Annotated in this window: 14 protein-coding genes and 2 pseudogenes; 1 reads left to right on the plus strand and 15 read right to left on the minus strand. The window is 72.7% G+C overall.

The window, feature by feature from the left end; genetic code table 11:
* Positions 1-4 precede the first annotated feature (4 nt).
* The 15 genes and pseudogenes from ABD990_RS00110 to ABD990_RS00180 all read right to left on the minus strand — a co-directional run bounded on the left by ABD990_RS00110 (position 5) and on the right by ABD990_RS00180 (position 19,179).
* Positions 5-1,134 (minus strand): annotated as a pseudogene (locus ABD990_RS00110) (thiolase family protein).
* Positions 1,131-2,156 (minus strand): alcohol dehydrogenase catalytic domain-containing protein, encoded by a 1,026-nt coding sequence (locus tag ABD990_RS00115; RefSeq protein WP_345377530.1) that lies wholly within the window; start codon positions 2,154-2,156, stop codon positions 1,131-1,133. Before ABD990_RS00115 ends, ABD990_RS00110 begins: the two are co-directional and overlap by 4 nt.
* On the minus strand, positions 2,138-3,532 hold the full coding sequence (locus ABD990_RS00120) for an FAD-binding oxidoreductase (protein WP_345377531.1): 1,395 nt from the start codon (positions 3,530-3,532) through the stop codon (positions 2,138-2,140). The genes ABD990_RS00115 and ABD990_RS00120 overlap by 19 nt, the downstream gene beginning before the upstream one ends.
* A complete protein-coding gene (locus ABD990_RS00125; protein WP_345377532.1) occupies positions 3,526-7,038 on the minus strand; it encodes an indolepyruvate ferredoxin oxidoreductase family protein in 3,513 nt (1,170 codons plus the stop codon). Before ABD990_RS00125 ends, ABD990_RS00120 begins: the two co-directional genes overlap by 7 nt.
* A gap of 63 nt (positions 7,039-7,101) precedes the next feature.
* Entirely contained in the window at positions 7,102-8,022 is a 921-nt protein-coding gene (locus ABD990_RS00130; RefSeq protein ID WP_345377533.1) for a TIGR03620 family F420-dependent LLM class oxidoreductase, read from the minus strand.
* A complete protein-coding gene (locus ABD990_RS00135; RefSeq protein ID WP_345377534.1) occupies positions 8,019-8,417 on the minus strand; it encodes a Zn-ribbon domain-containing OB-fold protein in 399 nt (132 codons plus the stop codon). The genes ABD990_RS00130 and ABD990_RS00135 overlap by 4 nt, the downstream gene beginning before the upstream one ends.
* Positions 8,418-8,424: 7 nt before the next feature.
* Entirely contained in the window at positions 8,425-9,606 is a 1,182-nt protein-coding gene (locus ABD990_RS00140) for a thiolase family protein (RefSeq protein ID WP_345377535.1), read from the minus strand.
* 26 nt (positions 9,607-9,632) lie between these two features.
* Positions 9,633-10,625, minus strand: coding sequence for a cyclase family protein (locus ABD990_RS00145; protein ID WP_345377536.1), 993 nt, complete (start codon positions 10,623-10,625; stop codon positions 9,633-9,635).
* Positions 10,625-12,229, minus strand: a complete 1,605-nt coding sequence (locus tag ABD990_RS00150) for a class I adenylate-forming enzyme family protein (RefSeq protein WP_345377537.1) — start codon at positions 12,227-12,229, stop codon at positions 10,625-10,627. Before ABD990_RS00150 ends, ABD990_RS00145 begins: the two co-directional genes overlap by 1 nt.
* Entirely contained in the window at positions 12,226-13,083 is an 858-nt protein-coding gene (locus ABD990_RS00155; RefSeq protein ID WP_345377538.1) for a hydantoinase B/oxoprolinase family protein, read from the minus strand. Before ABD990_RS00155 ends, ABD990_RS00150 begins: the two co-directional genes overlap by 4 nt.
* A complete protein-coding gene (locus tag ABD990_RS00160; protein ID WP_345377539.1) occupies positions 13,065-13,688 on the minus strand; it encodes a hydantoinase B/oxoprolinase family protein in 624 nt (207 codons plus the stop codon). Before ABD990_RS00160 ends, ABD990_RS00155 begins: the two co-directional genes overlap by 19 nt.
* Positions 13,689-13,779: 91 nt before the next feature.
* Positions 13,780-14,340: pseudogene (locus ABD990_RS34255) on the minus strand (hydantoinase B/oxoprolinase family protein); the annotation flags it as partial.
* Positions 14,259-16,364 (minus strand): hydantoinase/oxoprolinase family protein, encoded by a 2,106-nt coding sequence (locus ABD990_RS00170; RefSeq protein WP_345377541.1) that lies wholly within the window; start codon positions 16,362-16,364, stop codon positions 14,259-14,261. The gene ABD990_RS00170 and the pseudogene ABD990_RS34255, both read right to left, overlap by 82 nt.
* A 158-nt stretch (positions 16,365-16,522) precedes the next feature.
* Positions 16,523-17,863: an MmgE/PrpD family protein gene (locus ABD990_RS00175; RefSeq protein WP_345377542.1), complete on the minus strand. Its 1,341-nt coding sequence runs from the start codon at positions 17,861-17,863 to the stop codon at positions 16,523-16,525.
* Between the two features lie 5 nt (positions 17,864-17,868).
* Positions 17,869-19,179, minus strand: coding sequence for an MFS transporter (locus ABD990_RS00180; protein WP_345377543.1), 1,311 nt, complete (start codon positions 19,177-19,179; stop codon positions 17,869-17,871).
* Positions 19,180-19,213: 34 nt separating this feature from the next.
* Here ABD990_RS00180 and ABD990_RS00185 point away from each other — a divergent pair, with 34 nt between their 5' ends.
* Positions 19,214-19,384, plus strand: coding sequence for a hypothetical protein (locus tag ABD990_RS00185; RefSeq protein ID WP_345377544.1), 171 nt, complete (start codon positions 19,214-19,216; stop codon positions 19,382-19,384).
* The last annotated feature ends 32 nt before the right edge of the window (positions 19,385-19,416 follow it).

Below are 19,416 nucleotides of genomic sequence, written 5' to 3' on the forward strand. Positions count from 1 at the left end.
GTACTCACAGCTCCTTCCCGTACATCACCGAGGTGACGACCGGTGACGAGCAGGCCCACTGGATCAGCGACGCCCCCTCGACTTGCCGCGCGCCGCACTCGCCGCGCAGCTGGCGGACGGCCTCGACACTGAGTCCCCAGCCCTGCATGTAGCTCTCGGAGAGGTGCCCACCGGAGGTGTTGACCGGCAGTGCGCCGCCGAGGCCGATCGGCCGCCCTGGATGAAGTCGCCGGACTCCCCCACCGGGCAGTAGCCGAGCCCTTCCAGGGTGAACAGCACGTTGGGGCTGAAGTTGTCGTAGATCATCAGGGCGTCCACGTCGGCACGGTCGCGGCCCGCGGCGGCGAGGACGCGCCTGCCCACGCAGGACAGCGCGCCCGCCCAGAAGTCGTCCGGTGGGAAGTCGGACTCCACGAGTTGCCCGGCCTGGGCCGCGCCGAGCACGTAGACCGGGGGGCGTGGGTGGTCGGGCGCGGCCTCGGGGACGGTGAGGATCATCGCCGCGCCGCCGTCGTTGATCAGGCAGTAGTCGAGCAGGTGCATCGGCTCGACGACGAACCGGGAGGCGAGGTAGTCCTCCAGCGAGATCGGCTTGCGCATCACGGCGTTGGGGTTGAGGCGCGCGTGGTCGCGGAAGGTCATCGCGATCGTGGCGAGCTGCTCCTCGGAGGTGCCGTACCTCGCCCGGTGGCGTTGCAGCATCATCGCGTAGAACGCGCCGGGCGAGGTCATCCCGTACGGCAGGACCAGCGACGCCGAGGTGCCGTATCCCTCGCCGGCGCCGCCGTAGGTGGCTCGGGCCGAGGCACCGTCGTTGCCGTAGACCAGCGCCACGGTGCGGCACTGCCCCGTGGCCAGTGCAGCAAGGGCGGTGTGCACGGCCACCCCGCTCATCCGGCCCTCGGCGGGCAGATGGGAGACCCAGCGGGGCTGGATGCCGTGATCGGCGGCGATCGCCTCGTAGCTGCTCACCCGGCTGGTGATGAGCCCGTCGACGTCGGCCGCCGTCAGGCCGGCGTCCGCGAGCGCCTCGCGCAGCGCCCAGCCGCCGAGGTCGTCGGCGGACAGACCGGGCAGTCTGCCGAAGGTGGTGGTGCCGACACCGACGACGGCGGCGCGCAGCCCGGCGGTCATGACGGTCCTCCGGTGGTGGGGACCAGGACGGCGCGGCCGACGACGCGGCGCTCGTCGAGGTCGGTGAAGGCGCGCCCGATGTCGTCGAGTGCGTAGCGGGTGACCAGTGGGGTGACCCGCCCGTCGGCGACCATCCCCAGCGCGTCGACGAACGTCGACATCGGTGTCGAGCCCGAGCCGGCGAGGGTCGCGTCCTTCGCGAAGAGGAACGCCGGGTGCAGCCGCAGCGGCTGCGAGCCGACCTGGCCGGTCAGGACGTAGCGGCCACGGTCGGCGAGGCCGCGGAAGGCGTGGGAGAACACGTCCGGGTGCCCCGTGTTGTCCAGCACGACGTCGGCGCCGCGCCCTTCGGTCGCCGCGAGGACGGCCTGCCACGCCGTGCTCCCGGCGATCACGACTTCGTCGGCGCCGAGGTCGCGCAGCCGGTCGGCCTTGCCGGGGTCGCCGGTGAGCGCCACGACCCGGGCCCCGAGCGCGGCCGCGACCTGCACCCCGTGCAGGCCCAGACCCCCGCCCGCCCCGGTGACCAGCACGGACTCGCCCGCGCGAAGCCGGGCGACACCTCGCAGGGCCTGCAGACCGGTTCCCACCGCACACGCGACGACGGCGGCGCTGGTGAGATCGACGTGCTCGGGCACGGGCAGCAGGCTGGACTCGCGCAGGACGACGTACTCGGCGAAGCCGCCGTAGGTGAAGGCGCGCTCCGGGCAGCGCAGCTCGTCGGCGCCGGTGCAGCAGGCGCACCGCCCGCAGGTCGCGAACTGCTTGCCGGCGACCCGGTCACCGGGGGCGAAGCGGGACGTCGCCTCGCCGGTCTCCACGACGAACCCGGCGATCTCGTGGCCGAGCACCGCGGGCAGCGGGATCCGGAGCAGCCCGGCCCGGTCGGCCTGGTCGTGCCCGCACAGCCCGCACGCGGCGACCCGTACGAGGACCTCGCCGGGTCCGGGGCGGGGGCGGGCGATCTCCTCGACGCCCACGACGTCCGGCCCCCCGGTGTGCCTCAGCACGGCGGCGCGCACGCGATCACCTTGCCCGGGTTGAGAATCCCCTGCGGGTCCAGCGCCTGTTTCACCGCGGCGTGCATCGCCAGAACGGGCTCGGGCAGCTCCCTTCGCAGGCCCGCTCGCTTGAGCAGGCCCACGCCGTGCTCGCCGGTCACCGTGCCACCCAGGGCGAGCGCGGCGTCGAGGATTTCGTCGAACGCAATCTCCGCGCGGGCCCGTGCCACCTCGTCTCCGGCCGGAACCACGAGCACCGGGTGCAGGTTGCCGTCTCCGGCGTGGGCCACCGTGGCGATCTGGACCGTGTGTCGCCGCCCGATCATCTGGATCTGGTCGAGCATGGCGGGTACTGCGCTGCGGGGGACGCAGATGTCCTCGGTGAGCACCGGACCCAGCCGTTCCAGCGCCGGGTAGGCCAGCCGTCGGGCGGCGAACAGGGCGTCGGCCTCGGCTGCGTCGGAGGACGCGGCCGCCCAGCTCGCGCCGGCCTCGGTGAAGCAGCGCAGCAGCGCCTCGGCCTCCTGCTCGCCGGCCTCCCCGGGTGCGTCCGTGCGGGCGAGCAGCACGGCGTCGGCCTCGGCGGACACGCCCATGTTCTTCCAGTCGTCGACCGCGACGAGGGTGGCGCGATCGATCAGTTCCAGGGCCGACGGGGTCAATCCGGCCGCGGCGACCCCGGCGACGGCACGCCCTGCCGCGGTGAGGGCCGGGAAGTACCCGGCGACCGTGCGCTCCGGCGGGCGAGCGGGCCGCAGCCGGACGGTGACCTCGGTGATGACCCCGAGCGTGCCCTCCGACCCGACCATCAGACCGGTGAGGTCGTAGCCGGCGACGCCCTTCGCGGTCCGCCGCCCGATCCGGACGAGCTCGCCGGTCCCGGTCACGACCTGCAGCCCCAGGACGTAGTCCCGGGTCACGCCGTACTTCACGCAGCAGAGCCCGCCGGCGTTGGTGGCGACGTTCCCGCCGATCGTCGACCAGGGCGCGCTCGCCGGGTCCGGCGGGTACCACAGGCCGTGCTCCGCACAGGCGGCGCGGAGGTCGTCGTTGACGACCCCGGGCTCGACGACGGCGAGCCGCTCGGCGACGTCGATCTCGCGGATCGTGGCCATCTGCTCGGTGCCCAGGACCACGCAGCCGTCGAGGGCGTTCGCACCGCCGGACAGCCCGGTGCCGGCGCCGCGGGGGACGACCGGGGTGCCGTGGTGCAGGCAGGCGCGGACCACCTGCTGCACCTCCTCCGCGGTGCGCGGGCGTACCACGCAGGCCGGGCGACCGTGCTCGGCCCAGGCCGCCTCGTCGTGCCGGTAGGCGGCGAGCACGTCGGGATCGTCGAGGATCCGGTCCGCCGGCAGCACCCGGTGCAGGGCCTCGACCACCGTGGCGGTCAGCACGGCTCCCCCACCGGGGTGGGCGCGCGGAAGCGGGCGAGCGCATCGGCGAGCGCCGTGCGGTAGCGGACGACGTTGCCCATCTTGACCTCCTCGTAGCCGCGGACGAGGTCCGGCAGGTTCACGATCTCGACGGCGAGTGCGTGGGTGTCGGGGCGGACCGAGCGGGCGAGCTCGTCGAGCACCTCCCGGTACTCGGTGACCAGCGCGCGCTCGGTCCGGCGGACCGTGGCGGCACCGAACGGGTCGAGGACGGTCCCCCGCAGACGCCGCGCGGCCACGAGCGTCCGGAACACGGGCCGGAACCAGGGCCCGAGCTCGAGCTTGCGGCGCATCCCCAACGCCCGCAGGACCGGTGGGTGCAGCCGGTAGGCGATCCGGGCGTCGGCGCCGAACCGGGCCCGGATCTCGCGTTCCTGGGCCGGGTCGAGGGACAGCCGCGCCACCTCGTACTCGTCCTTGTAGGCCATGAGCTTGTGCAGGTGGCGGGCCGCGGCCTCGGTGAGTGCCGAGGAGCCGGGCACGGCGGCGGCCTCCGCACGGCGCAGCCGGGCGAGGTCGGCGGCATAGCGCCGGGCATAGGCGAGGTCCTGGTAGGCGACGAGGTCGGGGACCCGGATGGCCAGCAGCCGGGCGAGCTCGGAGCCCGGCTCGGCGCCGACGCGCTCGATCAGGGACCGGACCTCCGCGGGGGGCTCGGCCGGGAGCTCGGGCTCGCCGCGCAGCGCCCGGACGGTGGCGTCGAACCCGGCGCGGTCGGCGACGAACTGCCTGCCGCGGCGGAAGGCCTGCACGTTGGTGTCGGCCTTCGTGCCGTTGAGGGTGATCGCCTCCTCGATGGCGGCCGCCGGGATCGGCAGTGCGCCGGCCTGCAGGGCGACGCCGGTGAGCAGCAGGTTCGCGTACTGGTCCTGCCCGAAGAGGGTCTCGGAGAGGGCGCGGGCGTCGAGTGCGTGCAGCGTGGCGGGGTCGGTCGCCGCGCCGATGCGGTCGAGCAGCTCGGCCGGGTCGGGGAACCCGACGGTGGTGTCGGTGACCATCGCGCCAGTGGGCACCTGGGCGGTGGAGACGACGGCGACGGTGCGAGCGGCAGCGGCGACCGCCAGCTGTCGGGGGTCCGCGGCGACGAGGATGTCGGCGCCGAGGTAGAGGTCGCACGTCCCCGCGGTCGCCTTGTTGGCGGCGGTGTCGCCGATCCGGACGTCGGAGACGACCGCGCCGCCCTTCTGGGCCAGCCCGGTCTGGTCCAGGGCGCGCACCGGCAGACCGGCGATCGTGGCCGCGGTGCTGAGTATCTGCGCCAGGGTGACCACTCCGGAGCCGCCGACCCCGGGGATCCGGGCGGTGAACCGGTCCGCGGTGACGACCGGCTCGGGTTCGGGCAGCTCGGCTCCGATCGGCGCGGCCCGGCGCGCGGCGCCGGCGGCCCGGCCGGGCAGGACGGTCAGGAAGGACGGGCAGTCACCGTCGAGGCAGGAGAAGTCCTTGTTGCAGGAGGACTGGTCGATCCGGGTCTTGCGGCCGAACTCGGTCGCGACGGGCTGGACGGACAGACAGTTGGACTTCGCCCCGCAGTCCCCACACCCTTCGCAGACCCGCTCGTTGATCACGATCCGCTGCGGCGGCTCCGGTGCGAGGCCTCGCTTGCGCTTGCGGCGCAGCTCCGTGGCGCACTCCTGGTCGTGGATCAGCATGGTGACGCCCTCGGTGCGGGCGAGCGTGTCCTGCGCCTCGGTCAGCCGGTCGCGGGACCAGACCTCCACCCCGGGGGCCAGGCCGGCGCGTCGGTACCGTCGCGGGTCCTCGGTGGTGATGATGATGCGGCGGACGCCCTCGCTGCGCATTGCGTGGGTGATCTGCGGGATCGTCATGCCCCCGGCGGGCTGCTGGCCGCCGGTCATGGCGACGGCGGAGTTGTAGAGCAGCTTGTAGGTGATGTTCACCCCGCCCGCGACCGCGGCGCGGACCGCGAGGCTGCCGGAGTGGTGGAAGGTGCCGTCGCCGATGTTCTGCAGGAGGTGCTGCCGGTTCAGGAACGGCGCCATCCCGACCCACTGGGCGCCCTCACCGCCCATCTGGGTCAGGCCCGTGATCTGGCCGGTGGTGCCGGTGTCCATCATCAGCACGAGGCTGTGGCAGCCGATGCCGGCGCCGACGAGCGAGCCGTCCGGGGTGCGGGTCGACGAGTTGTGCGGGCACCCGGAACAGAAGTACGGGGTCCGGGTGGCCAGCGGGAGGTCGATGCGGTTCCGCGCCGGGCGGCGGGCCTGGGCCCAGGCGTCGACGGAGGGGAAGTCCCCGTGCTCGCGCAGCCGGCGGCCCAGGGCTGTGGCAATGACGTCGGGATCGAGCTCGCCGTCCGCCGGCAGCAGTGCGGTGCCGTCCGGGCCGCGCTTGCCGTGGACGGCCGGGGCGGCCGACGTGCCGTAGAGCAGCGCCTTGAGCGCGGCCTCGACGAAGGACCGCTTCTCCTCCACCACGACGATCTCACGCAGTCCTACGGCGAACCGCCTCACGATCCCCGGCTCCAACGGATGGACCAGACCCAGCTGCAGCAGGCGCACCCCGCGACGGCCGAGCTCGGCGTCGTCGAGGCCGAGCAGGCGCAGCGCTTCGCGCAGGTCGAGGAAGGTCTTCCCGGCGGCGACTATCCCGACCCGGTCGTCCGGGCTGCTGATCGCGATCCGGTTGAGCGAGTTCGCGGCGGCATAGCGGTTGGCCAGCTCCAGGCGAGCGCCGTCTCGGCTGCGCTCGAGGCGGCCCAGGTCGGGTTGCAGCATCCGGGCGGTCAGCTCGTGGACGAAGGGCCGCCCGTCGATCTCGGTGTCCGGGAGCACCGGCACGATCCGCTCCGGGTGCACCTGGGCGGTGCCGGTCCCGTCGGCGACGTTCGTGGCGATCTTGAACCCGACCCACAGCCCGCTGATCCGGGAGAGCGCGACCGCGTGCAGGCCGAGGTCGAGCACCTCCTGCGGATCGGCCGGAGAGAGCACCGGCATGCCGAGGTCGGCGAGCAGCGGCTCCGAGCAGCCCGGCACCGTGGAGGACTTCGCCGCCGGGTCGTCGCCGACGAGGGCCAACGCCCCGCCGGCGCGGCTGGTGCCCATCAACGTGTTGTGTCGCAGCGCGTCCGCGGCTCGGTCCAGGCCCGGCGACTTGCCGTACCAGTAGCCGGTCACGCCGTCGACCCGGCGGTCGGCGGAGCGGGCGGTGAGCTGGGCGCCCTGGACTGCGGTGGCGGCGAGCTCCTCGTTCACCCCGGGCCGGAAGACGACGTCGTGCTCGGCGAGCAGCGCGGCCTGCCTGCCGAGTTCGAGGTCGTATCCGCCCAGCGGCGATCCCTCGTAACCCGAGACGAAGGCAGCGGTGCGCAACCCGGCGCGACGGTCGGCGCGGCGGACGTCGAGCGGCAGCCGGGCGAGGGCCTGGACGCCGGTCAGGTGGACGAGCCCGTCGACGACGCGGTAGCGGTCGTCGAGGGCATGCGGGCGCGTGGCGCGGTCGGTCACGTGGTGGTTCCTTCGTTCGCGGGAGGCGCAGCTCGGCCGACGCGGTCGTCAGGTCCGGGGTCGTCAGGTCCGGGCAGCGGTCGCAACCAGTACTGGCGCGAGCAGGCGGAGCTGGTCGAGGATCTGGCCCGGGACGTCCCCGGCCGCGGCGAGCGGGTGTACGGCGACATGATCGGCACCGGCCGCGAGATGCGCGTGAACCCGGGCGCCGACGGCCTCCGCGTCCCCCCACGCAACCAGGTCGTCGACCAGGCGGTCGCTCCCGTGGCCGGCGAGATCGCTCTCCGGGTGGCCGAGCGCATGCAGGTGCGCGACGTAGTTGCGCAGCCGCAGCCGGGTGGCGACGTGCGCACGCGCGGTCGCGCGTGCGGTGGCCGGATCGGGATCGACCACGACGGCCTGCTCCACGCCGAGGAAGGCCGCCGGGCCGATCCGGTCACGCATCGCGGCGGTGTGCGAGGGCGGCACGAAGAAGGTCAACCCTCCGTCGGCGCGGTCCCGGGCGAGCTCCTGCATCCGCGGGCGGAGCGCGGCCAGCACCCGCGGGACGGCCACGTCCGACACCGGCCCGCGGTAGGGATGGGTGTCGAGCGTGTCGAGGTACTCCCGCAGCGCGGTGAGCGGACGGTGATGGCCCTGACCGCGCCCCGCCTCGGCGTGGCTCGCCCCGAGGCCGAGGACGAACCGGCCGGGGTAGGCCTCACCGAGAGTCTGGGCGGCCGCGTCGGTCGCCGTGGCGTCGCGGCCCCAGATCGTCGCGATTCCCGTGCCGACGACCAACCGGTCGGTGCCCGCGAGCAGCAGGCCCGCGTGGGTGAAGACCTCCTTGTGCGCCGGCGACTCGCCGATCCACAGCGCGCGGTGGCCGAGCTGCTCGATCTCCCGCGCCACACCGAGGGCGTCGGCCGCGGGCAGCTCGGCCAGCGCGGCCAGCCACACCCCGGTCGGACCGACCAGGGCAGCCACCTCGCGCCCGGCGGTCACGACGGCACCGGCCCGAACTCGGGAAGCGCGCCACCGTCCCCGAGCTCACGGAACGACACCACGACGGCGCCGCCGATCTGTGGGTCGTCGGCTCCGCTCCAGGTCGTCGTCAGCCGCGGACCGCTGTCGAGCCGCACCTGCACGACGACGTAGGGCACGGCGTCCCCGGCGAAGTACGACCTGTGGAACCGCACCCAGGAGTTCACCCGGCCGGTGCCGGGATCGGTCACCCAGCCGACGTCGGTTCCGAAGTCTCGCGGGCAGACCGGTCCGGGCGGCCAGAACGCGTGCCCGCACGTGTGGCAGACCGGGATGCGCAGCTCGCCGCGAGCGGCGCCGTCAAGGTGCTCGACGTCCTCGGGATAACGGGCGGGGAGGGGTCGGGAGCTGCTCACGAGGAGATCACCGGTCCTTCTCGAAGATCACGGAATCGCCGAACGGGGTCGCCCACTGGACGACCTCGCACCGCTCGACCTGACGTTCCCCGGCCTCACCACGGATCTGGCGAACCGCCTCGACCATGTGTCCCCAGCCGCAGAGGTGGGCCTCGGCGAGCAGCCCGCCCGCGGTGTTGACCGGCAGTTCGCCATCGAGCTCGATGCGCCCGCCCTGGATCCAGTCCAGAGCCTCGCCCTCGCCCGTGAAACCGAAGCGCTCCAGCACGAACACCACGTTCGGGGAGAAGGCGTCGTAGAGGGTCAGCACGTCGACGTCGTCGGGCCCGGAGAGGCCGGCCATGCCGTAGACGGGGTTGTCGGCGGGGGTGACCGGGTGGCGTGCGTCGCCCTGGGAGAAGACGCCGAGACCGGGCGGGGCGAAGATGAACTCGTCGTGCCCGGCGTGCAGGCCCTGCATCCCGCCGATGATCACCGCCGGGTGGCGCAGGTCGCGCGCGCGTTCCACGGTGGTCACGAGCAGCGCGCCGCCGCCGTCGCTGAGCAGCGCGAAGTCAGGGCGGCGCAGCGGCTCGACGATGAACGGCTGTGCCCGGTAGTCCTCGAGCTCCAGTGGCTTGGTCATCTGGGCGTGTGGGTTGAGCCGAGCGTGGCGGCGGGCGGCGAGCGGGACGGCGGCGATCAGTTCGGGGTCGGCGCCGTAGCGGGCGCAGTACCTGCTGAAGGCCATCGCAGCGCCCCCGCCCGGGGCGGTCATCCCGTACTGCGGGAACTCGCCGTGTGAACCTCCGCCCTGCCGCAGGCCCTCCACGTCCCCGGAGCCCCCGACGATGCCCAGGCCGGAGAACGACACGCCGCCCACGCACGCGGCGACCTCGGCGGTGCCCAGCGCGACCGCCTGCACCGCGGCCTGCAGCGCCGGCCCCACGAAGCGGCCGTGGCTCCAGGTCTGCATGGCCGCGCGCAGCCGCAGGCCGAACGCCTCGGCCATCCGGTCGTAGTCCACGGCGAGGGGGAACCCGACGTTGGTGAACAGCCCGTCGACGTCGTCGCGGTGCAGCCCGGCGTCGTCGAGTGCCAGCCGCAACGCCTCCGCCGAGAAGTCGAGGGCGCTGCGCGGGGAGACCCGGGCGACCTCGGTCCGGCCGATACCGACGACAGCGACCTGCCGCAGCGGTCCGAGCGGCATAACGCGCTCCTTTCGAACGAGGGTGGTCAGAGCAGGGCGTGCGCGTTGGCCGGGCTGCCGACCCCGCGCGGGAGCGGCAGCACCCCGGATACCAGCAGGAACTCATGGCTGCTCCGCTCGCGGCACCGTTCCGCGAGGTCGGCCAGGTGCCACAGCTCGCCCAGCGGCATGCCCTGCAACGCGATCAGCCGCCGGTGCAGGAACCCCTTGGCCCGGTCCACCGGGAACACCTCGACGCCGACGTTGTCCATTGCGACCGCGGCGAACTCGTGGTCCCACAGGTAACCGGCCATGTCCTTCGTGGACTCCAGCCCGGGGCAGGCGAAGCCCGAGCCGATGGTGCCCCGCAGCCGGGCGCGATGCTCGGCGGGCAGCGCCCGGTACCACTCGGTCCAGCCGGTACGCACGACCAGCACGTCGCCGGAGGCGAACGTGGTCCCCTGCGCCCCGGCGACCTCGTCGAGCAGCGCACTGGTGATCTCGACCGGTTCGTCGGCCGCGAGCGGGGTACCACGGGCAGCCAGATGGCCGGCGACGTCGATCAGCACGCCACGGCCCCCGAAGCCGTGCTCGGCCCACCGGTCGATGCCGAGGACGTCGGAGGTGGCGAGGTCGTGCTCGGTGCGGCCGCCCCAGTACCCGTGCCGGCCCGCGTTGATGTGCCGCAGCCCGTCCCACTGCGAGGAACCCTGCAGGTAGAACTCGTCGAGCCGGTCGTCGTGCCCCGCTGCGGTGTCCTCGACGACGTGGCGGTAGCAGCTCCGCTCGTCGAACAACCCCGGATCGGGCTCGTCGAGCGGCAGGGTGAGCGAGACCATCTCCCCGCTACGGACGGTACGCGCGGCGGCGAGGCGCTGCTCGGGACCGATCAGGTTGAGGGTGCCGATCTCGTCCGCGCGGCCCCACACGTCCCAGGCGTGGTGCTCGTCGCGGTCGGGCAACGTCGGCAGGTCGGCGAAGGCGGGTGCCCGTCGGGTGGTCTCGGTTGTGTCCAGGGCCGTGGTCGTCGCGCCGCTCATCAGGCCCCCTCGAGCATCTCGCGCAGCCTGAGCTTGGACACCTTGCCGGTGTCGGTCTGCGGGACCGCGGCGGCGTCGAGCACGACGAAGCGGCTGGGCACCTTGTAGCTGGCCGCCCGCGAGCGGACGTAGCTGGTCAGCCGGTCCGGCAGGTCGGGGCCCGCCTCCGCGGCCCCGTCCGGCACCACCACGCAGGCCATCTCCTGGTCGCCGTCCGGTGTCGTCAGGCCGATCACGTAGGCCTGGTCGACCTCGGCGTGCTCGGACAGGATGCCCTCGACCTCGACCGGGGCCACGTTGATGCCCTTGATCTTGAGCATTTCCTTCCAGCGTCCCCCGAAGACCAGGCGGCCGTCGACGTCGATGAGACCCAGGTCGCCGGTGCGGAACCAGCCGTCCGCGGAGCGGGTGCCGACGTCGAGGGCGTCGCCACCGAGGTATCCGTCGATCACGCAGCCGCTGATCTCGATCTCGCCGCTGGTGCCCGGCGGGCACTCCGTCCCCGACGCGTCGACGATCCGGATCTGCTGGGTGGGCAGGACCCGGCCCTGGGTGTGCAGCCGCACGTCCAGGGGGTCGTGGGCGTCGGTCATCGTGACGAAGCCGTAGGACTCGGTCAGCCCGTAGGCGCTGCACGCCTCGCTGATGCCGAGGCCCTCGACGGCCAGCCGCTTGTCCTCGGCGTTGAACCCGACCGGGCCGGTGCGCAGCGAGGAGATGTCGCGGCTGCCGAAGCTCGGTGCCGCGAGCAGGGCCCGTACAGCCGTCGCCAGGCCGTAGGAGACCGTGCACCGCTCCCGCTCGATGAACTCCAGAGCCGCGTCACCCTCGACCTTCTCCTGGATACACAGCGTGGTGGCGTGGGCCAACGCGACGGGCAGCGCATTGCACGCGCCGTAACCGAAGAACAGCGGCATCGCGAACCACAACCGGTCACCCGGCCGCAGGTGCATGCACTCACCCATGGCACGACCGTTGCGCAGCAGCTTGCCGTGCTCGAGCGGGACCGGCTTGGGCAGCGCGGTGCTCCCGCTGGTGTAGAGGATCAACGCCACGTCGTCGGCGGTGGCCACCGGCGGGGGCGGCGACGCCGGCTCCAGGCCCCGCGGGAACGGCTCGGCGGCGGGCCAGAGGACCGCCCCCAGATAGTCCCCGCCGCGGGCGGCGGCGAACGTCTCGCCGTGGCCGGCTGCGGCGAGCTCGGCGAGCATGTCCTTGCCGAACACCTCCGCGTCGGTCACCACGACCCGCAGATCGGCCGTGCCGATGAGGTGCGCGAGCTCGCTGGAGCGGTACCAGGTGTTGATCGGCACGGCCACGAGCCCGGCACGCTGCGCGCCCAGCATGGTGACCAACCACCTGATCCCGTTGGGGAGCAGGATGCCGACGCGCTGGCCCGGCTCCAGCCCGGCCGCGGCGAAGGCGCCCGCGAGATCGTCGACCCGCCCGGCCAGCTCGGTGAACGTGAGGCGCCCTTCGGGCGCGACAACCGCCTCACGGTCGCCGTGCCGGGCGCTCAGCTCTGCCACCGCGGCCGGGAAGGTGTCGAGAGGGATGGTGGTGGGCGCGCCCGCGCCCGCCGCGGTGACCGACGCGGTGCTCACGTCCGTCCTCCTGTCGTCTCGATGTGATGGGGAGTGACGACCACGTCCGCGCGCACGAGGGTCCCGGTCGCCGGGTCGGCGCACTCGACGAGGTCGATGCCGTCGCGGTGGTGGCACCACTGACCGCGCTCGGCCAGCCGCGCCGCGACGGGGCTGCGGCGGACCGCCAGCTCGCCCTCCCGTGACCAGGCGCGGCGCTCGGCCCGCTGCCGGGCCCGTTCAGTCTCGGTCGCGGTGGGGTCGGGCCTGCCCGTCGGGTCGAGCACGACGCCGTACGAGGTCCGGGCCGCTGCGACGGTGACCGCGCCGGCGGCGACGTCGTCGGCGACCCGCGCGGGATCGCGCTCCAGCGGGTCCCCGTAGCCTCCGCCGCCGCCCACGTGCAGGTGCACGACGTCACCGGGAGCGACCGGCAGCCCGAACTGCTTGCCCTCCAGCTGCCGGGCGGGTGCGGCGAGCTCGTCCAGGGAACCGGGGATCACGCCGGCGTCGAGGGCGGCGTCGGCCCGGGCCCCGCTGACGAGGGCGGCGCCGCTGCTCGAACCCGGGTAGCCGCCGAAGACGCCGGTGGGCGGGACCTGCCAGCACGCCGCCATGACCGCTTCCTGACCGCCCGTGGTGTACCAGGGCACGAAGGCGAGATCGATGCCGGTGCCACCGCGGGTGCGACCCGGCCCACCGGAGTCGGGGTTGAGACGGCGCCACAGGTAGAGCACCGGGTAGGCGAGCTCGTTGACCTCGATGTCCGGGATGCTGTTCTGGGGCTGGGCGAGCACGCCGCTGACGTCCATGCCGTCGGCCACCGCCTGGGCCCCGGCGCCGCTGCCACCGCCGTTCATGTCGGGGAAGGGCACAGCCGGCCCTCCTCGTCCGGGGCATAGAAGAAGCTGGCGCTCCACGAGTCCTGCCACGGCGCCATCACGTGGTCGCGGACGAACGCGTTGTCGCTGGCGGCCTGCAGGTCGGCGAGCAGCCGGGTCACGAGCTTGCCGATCCGGAAGCCGGTCTCGATGTGGCCGGCGCCCATCGGCGCGGGCATGCGTGCGTCGCAGATGGTGCCCGGTGCGGTGACCACCTCGATGGGGCGAAGGGTTCCCTGGTTGATCGGCAGGTCGGGCAGCAGCGTGATCAGCAGCGGCGACACGACAGCACCGAGGGTGGTCGCCGCACTGACGTTGATGAAGCCGTCGGTCTGCGGCGCCGACTCGGTCAGGTCGAAGCGCAGCGCATCGTCGGACACGGTCAGTGTGCAGCGCACCGGGTAGAGCGCGTCGGTGTGCCCGTTGTGCTCGGCGAACTCCTCGGCGGTGTAGGTGCCGTTGGGCAGGTCCACGATGCGCCTGCGGACCGCCTGCTCCGCCAGGTCCTTGGCAGCCTCGATGTAGCAGCGGAAGGTGTCCGGGCCGTAGCGGTCGATCATGGCTCGCAGCCGCTCGTCGCAGCGGTGACAGGCGGCCATGAAGCAACGGATGTCGTTGAGCACCAGATCCGGGACCCCGGATGTTGGTCTCGATCAGCCGCCAGAGGTCCTCGACCGGCTGCCCCTGGTCGACGATCTTGATCCCCGGCAGGCGCAGGCCCTCGCCGTAGGCCTCGGTGCCGATCGGGTTCATGCCGCCGGGTGCGAACCCGCCGAAGTCGTTGACGTGGGCCTCGGCCCAGCACCAGGCCATGAGCTCGTCGCCCGCGAAGATCGGCCGAACCACGCCGACGTCCACCGCGTGTGCGTTGCCGGTGGTGAACGGGTCGTTGCAGACGAACATGTCCCCGGGCCGGATCTGCTCCCGGGGATAGGTCGCGAGGATGTGGCGGACGGCCTGGCGGGCGGCGCCGAGGTACATGGTGATGAAGCCCGCATAGCTGATGATGTCGCCGTCGGCGTCGGCGATGAAGGTCGAGAAGTCGAAGGCCTCGGCGATGGCCGGGCTGCCGGAGGCCCGCATCATCACCGCGCCCATCTCGGCGGCGAGGTTGTCCAGTGCCTTCGACAGGATCTCGACGTCGACGGGGTCGACGGTGCTCCTGGTGGTCATGCGGCGTCCTCGCTCGCGGGTGCGGTCCCGACATCGGTCAGCAGGTAGTTGCCGAGCCCGTCGAGCTGCAGCTCCCATCCTGCGGGCACGGTGACGGTGGTCAGGGGGTGTTCGAGGACGGCCGGGCCCGCGAGCCGACCACCCACCGGGAGCGTGATCGCGTCGTAGACGTCGATCTCGGTCTCCTGGCCACCGAGGTGGACGTGCCGAGTCCCGGCCGCGGCCGGGACGCTGTCGTCGTCGGGACGCGGGGCGATCTCCGCGGCCCGCACCCGGCCGGTAGTGACGACCCGGACGGACATGAGCACGACGGGGCTGCCCACCCAGGCGGTTCCCGCGCCGTACTCGGCCTCGTACAGCTCGGCGAACCGCTCCTGGATGTCGGTGAGGTCCGCGGAGACGCGGCCGGTGTCCGCGGGGGCCCGCCTACGCGGAATCGGCAACCGCAGCTCCCACTGCTGGCCCGCGAACTTGAAGTCCCCCTGCCACTCCACGTCGATCCGGTCCTCCGGATGACCGGCGGCGCGAAGAGCGCCGACCAGCTCCTCGTCCAACTCCCGGAGAGCGGCCACGACGTGATCGGCGCTGCCGGCCTGCCACATCGCCGAGCGCGCCCGGCTGCGGACGTCGTCGCTGGCCAGCAGGCCTCGGGCTGAGAAGACCGCGGCGTCCGCCGGGATCACGACCTGCCGGATGCCCACCGAGCGGGCGATATCGGCGGCGAAGGTGCCCAGAGCACCCCCGAAAGCCACCATCGCGAACCGTCGCGGATCGTGGCCGCGTTCGACGGTGACCGCCCGGACGGCGTTGCTCATGTCCGCGATCACCATCCTGTGCACTGCGGTGGCGGCCCCGACGGCGTCCGTCCCGAGGGGCTTGCCGATCTCGCGTTCGAGGGCCTCACGGGCCGCGTCGACGTCGAGTCCGCGGCGACCACCCAGGAACGCACCGGGGGCGAGCAGCCCCAGCGCCGCCGACGCATCGGTGACCGTGGGGCGGGTCCCGCCCTTGCCGTAGCAGATCGGGCCCGGCTCGGCTCCCGCGCTGTGCGGCCCGGCCTGCGGGACGCCCCGGGCGTCGATCCAGGCGATGCTCCCGCCCCCGGTGCCGATCGGCATCACGTCGATCTTGGGTAGCGCGGTGAGGAACCGCTCCCCCAGCATCACCCGCTGGGTCACCTGCGGTGTGGCGTTCTGCAGCACCGACACGTCGAACGAGGTACCACCCATGTCCGCGGTGACGATGTCGGACAGACCCAGCCGGGTGGCGAGCGACCGCGCCCCGATGACCCCGCCCGCGGGGCCCGAGTCGACGAGGGTGATCGGGCGGGTCCGCGCCTCGTCGGCCGAGACGGTGCCCCCGAAGCCCTGCATGAAGGCGACGGGCACGCGCACCCCGCGCGCGGCGAGCTCCTGCTCGATGCGGCCGGTGTACTCGGCAACCCGGATACCGGTGAAGCAGTTGAGGACCGTCGTCATGGTGCGCTCGTACTCGCGGATCACCGGGTGCAGCCGCGACGAGACGGACACGAACAACTCGGGGTGCTCGGCCTCGACGATCGCCGCGATCATCTCCTCATGGGCCGGGTTCGCGAAGCTCCACAGCAGCGACACCGCGATCGAGTCGACGCCGGCGAGCACCAGCTCGTCGACCGCACGGCGCGCCTCCGCCTCGGTCAGCGGAACGATCGCCCTGCCCTTGCGGTCGACCCGTTCGGCGACCTCCACGACGTGCTTGCGCTCCACCACCTGGGGCAGGCTCATCTGCTTGTGGTGATCACGGTGGGCATTGCGGGCCGAGCGGGCGATCAGGAGGTTGTCCCCGAAGCCCTTGGTCGTGATCAGACCGACCGTCGCGCCACGCAGCTCGGCGATCGAGTTCGTGACCACCGTGGTGCCGTTGACGAACCGGGTCGTCGCCCCGAGCACGTCGGTCAGGGGCCGGTTGATCCGGTCGGCGAGGTTCTCCAACGCGCACAGCAGACCGACAGCAAGATCGGACGGCGTGGTGTCGGCCTTCTCGGAGTAGGAGCGGCCGTCCGAAGCGATCGCAGCGACGTCGGTGAACGTCCCCCCGATGTCGCACCCGATCTGGTATGTCACTGAGGAATTCAACGTCGTTGGTCCTTCCTTGCCGGACAGGTATCGAGCGGCGCCACAGACCTTCGTGCTCGAACCGGTCCGATGTTCTGCCAACCGTAGAGACGACATGCTGTCGAGTCAATCGACCAAATGTTGCTGTAACCCGAGTGGGCCGCCTGCTAGGTCAGGCGCGCAACCAGGTCGCGCACCCCGCGCTCGCCCGGCCGGACGAACGCGTCCAGGACGTCATCGACGCCCCGCCGGCCCAGTGCCAGTCCGGCACGGGTGCGGAACTTGTTCAGCACGTCAGCCGGGACGAGGTCGACGCGCTCGGCGCTCGTCGCCGCCGCGCTCCTCCCATCGGCCAGCACGAGCTCGACCCGCGCGTCCCGCCTGTCGGGGAAGGCCTCGTCGAAGACCGGGTCCACGGTGACCACACTGCGCGCCGCGAGGCCCGCGAGAACGGGGTCAGCGGGGCCCGTGTACCGCCGTGGCTCGAGCCTGCCGTCGACGAGGGCTGCCGCCACGGCGAACTGCAGGCTCATCTGACGGGCGATCGGCGTGGCCAGGCAGGACGGGTTGTCACAGCCCGGATAGCCCGCGGCGGCTGCGGACGTGTGAATGGTGATCGACGTGACCTTGGAGGGATCAATGCCCTGGTCGTGCAGCTGCCGGGCGGCGTCGATGGCCTCCTGGGTCAGCGCGCAGGAGGGATGAGCCTTGAAGAAGGTGCGGTCGACGGCGAGCCGATCGGTCCGGATGTCCGGTTTCACCGTGGCACGAGGCCCTTCCGACAGGCCGCCGAACGCGCGACGCAGCCCGAATGCGCCCTCGATCGCGCTCTCCGCACCGGTCGCGCCTGCTCGGGCGAGCAGGACGGCGGTCAGGCCCGCCCGGGCAGCTGACGCATTCTGGAAGTACACCTCCGTTGTCCCGGCCGGGGCCCACTCGCAGATGCCGGCTGCGGAACTGGCCGCCATGCCGAGCGCGTGCACGGTGGTCGGTGGGTTCACGCCGAAGAGGTACGCCGCCGCCGCGGCCGCCCCGAACGGCCCGAACACTCCGCTCGCGCGCCAGCCGCGGTCGACGAAGTCCCCGGTGAGCGAGGTCGCCGCCACCTGCGCGATCGCCTCGTAGCCGAGCACGACGGCGCGCAGCGTCTCGACCACCGAGGCCCCGACCAGCTCGCCGACGCCGAGCGCGACCGGGACCACCACGGTGCCGGGATGAACCCGGCTCTCGGCGTGCGTGTCTTCGTAGAGCAGCGCATGGCAGCCGACAGCGTTGACGAACACCGCATCCGCCGTCCCGCGCCGCACTCCTCCGGCCGCCCAGACCGCGCTCGCCCCCTCGCCGCCGGCGTCCGCGACGGCTCGCGCCTGGGCGACCCACGGCATGTCCCGGCCACCGTAGACACAGGCCAACGCGTCCAGCACGCAGATGCCGGCTCGCTCCAGGTGCTCGTCCGACAACTCGGACGCGAGGGCCGCGAGCTGCCCGGTGAGGTCGTCGAGGAACATCGTCGTCAGACACCCTCCGGCTCACGGTCGAGCGGCGGCTCGCCCGCGGGCTCGCCCCGGTCGACGACCAGTCCCTGCGGTCGACGGCGCCGCACGAACAGGGCCGCGATCAGGCTGAGGAGAGCGCCGAACATCAGGAAGTAGGCCGGCGCACGGTTGTCGCCGGTGGCCTCGACCAGGAACTGGCTGATGTAGAGCGCGGGGCCGCCGAGCAGCGCGGCCGCCAGCGCGAAGCCCACCGCGAAGACCGTGGCCCGCACCTTCGCCGGGACGACCTCGATGTAGGTGGCGGGGGCGACCGAGGTGTAGAGGGCCGGGACGATGCCCATGGCGACGGTCACCAGTACCACCAGCGGCAAGGTCTTCGCCGAGGAGAGCGCGGCGAACAATGGGTACGCGGTCACCAGCATCACCGCAGACAGCACGAGCAGCATGGGCCAGCGACCCCACCGGTCCGACAACGGCCCGCCGACGGCGACGAGCACGACCGCCACGGCGATGCTCACCACCGTGGCGAGGGTGGCCTGACCCTGGGTGAAGCCCAGCTGAATGATGTAGGACTGGGCGTAGGTGAACGCGACGTAGTAGCCGATCTGCTGGAACGCGGCGACGCCGAAGACCAACACGATCAGCTTCCCGTACCGGGTGAACGACTCCTTGGCCGGGGACTGGGACACCTCGCCGGTGTGCTCCAGTGCCCGGAACTCGGGCGACTCCTCGAGGCGCGCTCGGATGTAGAAGCCGATCAGCCCCAGTGGCAGCGCCAGCAGGAACGGAACCCGCCAGCCCCAGGAAGCCATCGCCTCGGGAGTGAGCACCGCGCTGAGCAGCAGCACGGCCCCCGCAGCCAACAGCAAGCTCGCGATACTGCCGATCTGCACCCGGCTGGTCATCGCGCCGCGTCGGTTCTGCGGCGTGAACTCAGCCGCGAAGGTCATCGCAGTGCCGTATTCGCCGCCGGCGGCCAGACCTTGGAGCAGCCGCATGACCACCAGGAGGATGGGTGCCCAGACCCCGACGGTCTCGGCCGTGGGGAGCAGACCGATGACGGTCGTGGCCCCGGCCATCAGCACGAGTGTGGCGACCAGTGAGGGGCGCCGACCCACCCGGTCGGCGATCGAGCCGAACAGGAGCGACCCGAGCGGCCGGACGACGAACGCGACCCCGAACACGGCGAACGCGGAAAGCAGCGCGACGCCTGGCTGGCTGCCCGGGAAGAAGAGCTTGGAGAGCACCACGGTCAGGAACCCGTAGACCGCGTAGTCGTAGGTCTCGATGGTGTTGCCGATGGCCGCGGCGAAGGTGACACGCCGCATCAGAGCCGGCGGGGGGGCGGCAGGACCAGAGGGGATGGAGGGCACCGAAGGCTCCCGAGTCAGCGTTGACGTGAACGATGCGGAGGCAGGTGACGCCGTCCCTGGCGGCGCGACCATCGACGACTCGGCAGCGTCGATTCGGCAGAGCAGGGACTTCGCCGAATCCACACCCCGGGTCGGCGCCGTCGTCGAGGCGGAAGGGTGACCCAGGTCTCGACAGAGATTAGAGACGACACC

This window comes from Pseudonocardia yuanmonensis (genome assembly GCF_039542425.1).
Taxonomy (GTDB): domain Bacteria; phylum Actinomycetota; class Actinomycetes; order Mycobacteriales; family Pseudonocardiaceae; genus Pseudonocardia; species Pseudonocardia yuanmonensis.